Here is a 4,793-nt window from a genome sequence, read left to right on the forward strand (position 1 = left end):
CCCCTGCTTCTTCAACAGCCGCGTCAGCAAGCGCTTGGCGGCCTTGGTGTTGCGGCGGTTTTGCACGATTTCGTCCAGCACATATCCATCCTGGTCGACGGCGCGCCACAACCAAAGCTTTTTGCCGGCGATGGTGACGACGACTTCGTTCAGGTACCAGACATCATTCCGGCACGGCGGCTTGCGGCGCAAGCAGCGAGCGTAGTCCGGCCCGAACTTGATGCCCCACCGGCGAATTGTCTCATACGAAACCACGATGCCGCGTTCCAGCAGCATTTCCTCAACCAGGCGCAGGCTCAGCGGAAACCGGAAATAAAGCCAGACCGCGTAGGCGATAATAGGCGGCGGAAATCGGGGGGCGTGTAGCTGACGGCGGGCGTATTCATGCCCCCCGGCGTCTATGTCGCAAATCTTGGCGATTGGTTTGTGTGACAAGCCCGCCGCAGGTCTCAACGCGTTCATATGCAGACAACGTGAAATCGCCCTATTCCGCCTTTTTTTACCGCCCCTTAAGTCCCTCGCTCGCATGCTTGTCGATGCCATTGAACTCATGGCCATCGGCCAAGGATTTGGAAAATATGTTTCCTCTCGCAGCAGAAACCGTGAGAGTCGCTGTAGGCCTAACGTCAAGGGGCTGGGAGAGAGCGGTTTGATTGGACGAAATGTGTACCGGAGTACCGAGTCATGAAGCCACGAGGTAATCTGGTCCGACTGAAGCAATTTCAGGTGAATGAGAAGCGGCGACAGTTGCAGCAGCTAGACATGATGATTGCCGATTTCGAACGCATGGCGCGAGAACTGGACTTCCAGATAAACGCCGAGGAAACGAAGGCCGGCATCTCCGATATCAATCATTTCGCTTATCCGACGTTCGCCAAGGCCGCCCGCCTACGTCGTGACAACCTCAAGAATTCGCAATCGGACCTTCTGCGGCAGAGAACCACAGCCGAGCCATGCCTCGCCGAGGCTGAAGCAGAGCTCTCCAAGGCGCAAATGCTAGAATCGCGCAGCGGCAGAGGCCACGACCTCGAACCCGGCAACCGAAGCGCCATGATCGGCTGAGCCGGACGGCTTCAGCGCGCCTCAATTCGCGACACCCGACTGGCCGTTGGCGCGTGTGTCGCCGCAGCGTGACAGCCGTCCCGGCCAGCTATCGCTGCATCAAGCCGCTGAAACTTTACAGTGCCGGGCGCGCTGCTACTCAATTTCCTTACCGCTCAATCAATGTGACAGCACCGATTCTTCTCAACCGCGGCATGCCCTAAATCGTCACCTGCGTTCCGATCTCGACGACGCGTCCGGTCGGGATCTGGAAATACTCGGTCGCATCGGCCGCCGTGCGCGCCAGCCCGATGAACAGCTTGTCCTGCCAGACCGGCATGCCGGAATTGGGCGATGCCTTGAGCGAGCGCCGCGACAGGAAGAAGGATGTCGTCATGATGTCGAACTTCCAGCCCTGTTTGCGGCAGATCGCCAGCGCACGCGGGATGTTGGGCTGCTCCATATAGCCGAAGGTCAGCGTCACCCGCATGAACAGCTCGTTGACGGTCTCCATCTTGACGCGCTCGCTGTCGGGCACGACAGGCTGCGGCGCCGTCACCACCGAAAGGATGACGTTCTGTTCGTGCAGCACCTTGTAGTGCTTGAGGCTGTGCATCAGCGCGGTCGGCGCGCTCAGCGGATCGCTGGTCAGGAACACCGCGGTGCCCGACACCAGATGCGGCTTCTTCTTCAGCAGATTGCCGGCAAGGAAATCCAGCGGAATCTCGTTCCGGCGCGTCTTGTCGAACAAATAGCGGGTGCCGCGGATCCAGGTCCACATCGCCAGCACAATGGTGAAGGCCACCGCCAGCGAAGCCCAGCCACCTTCGAACACTTTGACGATGTTCGAGGCAAAGAAGCCGATGTCGATGAACGCGAATACCACTGTCAGGGAGATGGCCAGCCAGAGCTGCCATTTCCAGATGCGGCTCATGATCACGTACAGCAGCACCGTCGTCACCAGCATATTGCCGGTCACCGAAATGCCGTAGGCTGAGGCAAGCTTGCTGGATTCGCCAAAGCCGACCACCAGCAGCATCACCACCAGCGCCAGCAGCATGTTGACGCGCGGCATGTAGATCTGGCCGGACTGTCTTTCCGACGTATGCAGGATTTCCAGGCGCGGCAGCATGTTGAGCTGCACCGCTTGCCTGGTCAGCGAGAAAGCGCCGGAGATCACCGCCTGGCTGGCGATGACGGTCGCAGCGGTGGCGAGAACGACCATCGGAATAAGCGTCCAGCCTTCGTTCATCTCGAAGAAGGGATGACCGACCACGCCGTTTTTCGCCAGCACGAATGCGCCCTGCCCGGCATAGTTCAGCAGCAGGCAAGGGAACACGATGGCCAGCCAGGCGAGCACGATGGGCTTACGGCCGAAGTGACCGAGATCGGCATAGAGCGCCTCGGCGCCGGTGACGGCGAGGAAGATGGCGCCGATCGTCACGAAGGCGACGTCGGGTGAATTGATCAGGAACGCGACGATGTAATGCGGGCTGACTGCCAGCAGGATTTCCGGATCGGCGATGATGTGGTTGAGACCGGAAAGGCCGATGGCCAGGAACCAGACTGCCGTGATCGGGCCGAAGATCAGGGCGACGCCGCCGGTTCCAAACCGCTGTGCCGAAAACAGAATCGCCAGGATGGCCAGTGTCAGTGGCACCACATAGGGCTGGAAGGTCGGCGTGACGACGTTCATGCCTTCGACCGCCGACAGCACCGAGATCGCCGGCGTGATGACGGCGTCACCAAAAAACAGCGAGGCACCGACGATGCCGATGCCGAGGATCACCGCCGAGCGGGTCGGGAAACTGTTGCGCGCCAGCGCCATCAGCGACAGCACCCCGCCCTCGCCTCGATTGTCGGCCCTGAGCACGAACATGATATATTTGATGGTGACGATGATCGTCAGCGACCAGATGATCAGCGACAACACGCCGAGGATGTCGCCACGGTTGGCGACTTCGCCCCCCGACGATGCCACCAATGCCTCGCGGAAAGCATAGATCGGGCTGGTGCCAATATCGCCGTAAACCACGCCGAGTGCGCCCAGCATCAGCACCTTGGTGCTGTGCTGCTCGACCTCAGAATGGCTGGATTGTTCGACGGGTTCTGCCTCGTTACCAGCATTGGTAAGGGCCATGGACTACACTCCGATAAGCGCGCGGTGCTCTACGCTTGCTGCACTGCAATATCAAGTGCCGCGACGTAATGGCTCCGTATGCGGACCGCATTTGTTGCCCCGGCGAATTGTCTCATACGAAACCACGATCCCGCTCCAGCGCCATTTCCTCGACCAGACACAGGCTCAAGGGGAACCTGAAGGAGAGCCAGACCGCATGGGCGATGATCTGCGGCAGGAAACGATGGCGCTGCTTGTAGCTGACGGTCGCGATGTTCAGGCTATCGGTCTATGCCGAAAGTTAAGTTGATAACGCCTTAGCATATCTTTCTCCTGTGTGTGTCTGCCAGACGAGCGGGCGGGCACGGAAGTGGTCGCGCTCTGGCTGCCAGACATACTCGTCGAACCTGATGAAAACCTGACTTGTACACCCAGCCCAAACCGGTGCGAGGGGTCGGTCTAATACCAAAGGCTCTGAGGGCTGACTCTCTAGGGTTCCCGCCTCGATTGATCCCAAGCAGTTCGAAATGCTCGCCGCATGAGCGCCGCGTGACGATCAACCTGCCCGACCTCAGCTGGAGTTTGCGACGGAACCGGGAAATATGCCGGACCAAGCTGACTGGTGACACACGAACGCCTTATTGTCTTCCGGTCTGGCGGCAACAGTATCGGCAGGACGCCAAAGCTGACCGGCTGCTGCAGCGAAGCGCAGGTGAAGCGCGTCTGGGCTCGACATCAGAAGGAAAGCGGGAAGCAGGAAATGTTGTCGCAAAAGTTGAGTTCTGCGACGGTGCAAAAGTCAGTTGCAAATCGTCGCGACAGAGGCTCGGCAGCTCCCCGAAGTAGCCATTTCAGATTGCTTGCAGGTGCGGATAAAGTCCTTTATGCATGGGCACATGATCAAGTCCGCGCTCATCGCTGCAATCTATTATGCGACGCTTCCATAAGGAGCGGCGCGTTTCGATCATGCCTTGAAACAAGCCGCCGTCAGGCGGCTTTGTTCACGAGAGGACCCCCTGGCGGCAATACCAGGAGGATTCCCTATATGGCACTTCCCGATTTATCAACCGGTCATTCCGAACCATGTTCGGCGGCTTTGAAGACGCTCATTGAGCGCGGCTATGTAAATCAAGGGACCGACCTGCCGGGTGTCGATGCCGCCTTTGAAGCAGGCATCGTACCCGCTTACGCTGGTTTCGATGCGACGGCTGACAGTCTTCATGTCGGCCATCTTCTTCTGATCATGGCGCTTCGTCATCTTCAGCAGACTGGCCATAAACCCATCGTTCTCATTGGGGGTGGGACCACCCGCATCGGCGATCCCAGCTTCCGTTCGGAGGCGCGGCCGATGCTGACGGACGAGCGGATCGCCGCCAACATTGAAGGGATCAGAAAGGTCTTTGACCGTCTCCTTGTCTTCGGAGACGGCCCGACGGATGCCGTGATGGTGAACAATGCCGACTGGCTGGACAGCATTCGTTGGATCGACATGCTGAGAGACGTCGGCAGGCATTTCTCCGTCAATCGGATGCTCTCTTTCGACAGTGTGAAGTCGCGGCTGGAAAAGCAGGAGAACCTGAGCTTCTTAGAATTCAACTACATGATCCTCCAAGCGTTCGACTTCCTTGAGCTA

The 4,793-nt window shown here is 58.9% G+C and carries 4 protein-coding genes and 1 pseudogene; 2 read left to right on the forward strand and 3 right to left on the reverse strand.

What is annotated here, in order from left to right; all coding sequences use genetic code 11:
* Positions 1 to 462 (reverse strand): IS6 family transposase (locus tag NKI72_RS33975; RefSeq protein WP_352852113.1); only part of this gene is annotated, 462 nt, incomplete at its 3' end.
* A gap of 222 nt (positions 463 to 684) precedes the next feature.
* Between NKI72_RS33975 and NKI72_RS33980 the strand changes: the two genes are divergently transcribed.
* On the forward strand, positions 685 to 1,062 hold the full coding sequence (locus NKI72_RS33980; RefSeq protein WP_352451800.1) for a flagellar export protein FliJ: 378 nt from the start codon (positions 685 to 687) through the stop codon (positions 1,060 to 1,062).
* A 199-nt stretch (positions 1,063 to 1,261) separates the two neighbouring features.
* On the opposite strand, the gene NKI72_RS33985 is transcribed toward NKI72_RS33980, so the two are convergent.
* Together NKI72_RS33985 and NKI72_RS35595 are read right to left on the reverse strand one after the other, a co-directional pair.
* Positions 1,262 to 3,181 carry a potassium transporter Kup gene (locus tag NKI72_RS33985; protein ID WP_352852116.1) on the reverse strand — a complete coding sequence of 640 codons (1,920 nt, stop codon included), beginning with the start codon at positions 3,179 to 3,181 and terminating at the stop codon, positions 1,262 to 1,264.
* 84 nt (positions 3,182 to 3,265) lie between these two features.
* A pseudogene (locus tag NKI72_RS35595) lies at positions 3,266 to 3,440 on the reverse strand (IS6 family transposase); the annotation flags it as partial.
* Between the two features lie 765 nt (positions 3,441 to 4,205).
* Here NKI72_RS35595 and tyrS point away from each other — a divergent pair.
* Positions 4,206 to 4,793, forward strand: a 588-nt coding sequence (tyrS, locus tag NKI72_RS33995) for a tyrosine--tRNA ligase (RefSeq protein WP_352852118.1), incomplete at its 3' end; no start/stop codon positions are given.

The sequence above is a fragment of the Mesorhizobium sp. M0437 genome (assembly GCF_040321335.1).
In the GTDB taxonomy this organism is placed as follows: domain Bacteria; phylum Pseudomonadota; class Alphaproteobacteria; order Rhizobiales; family Rhizobiaceae; genus Mesorhizobium.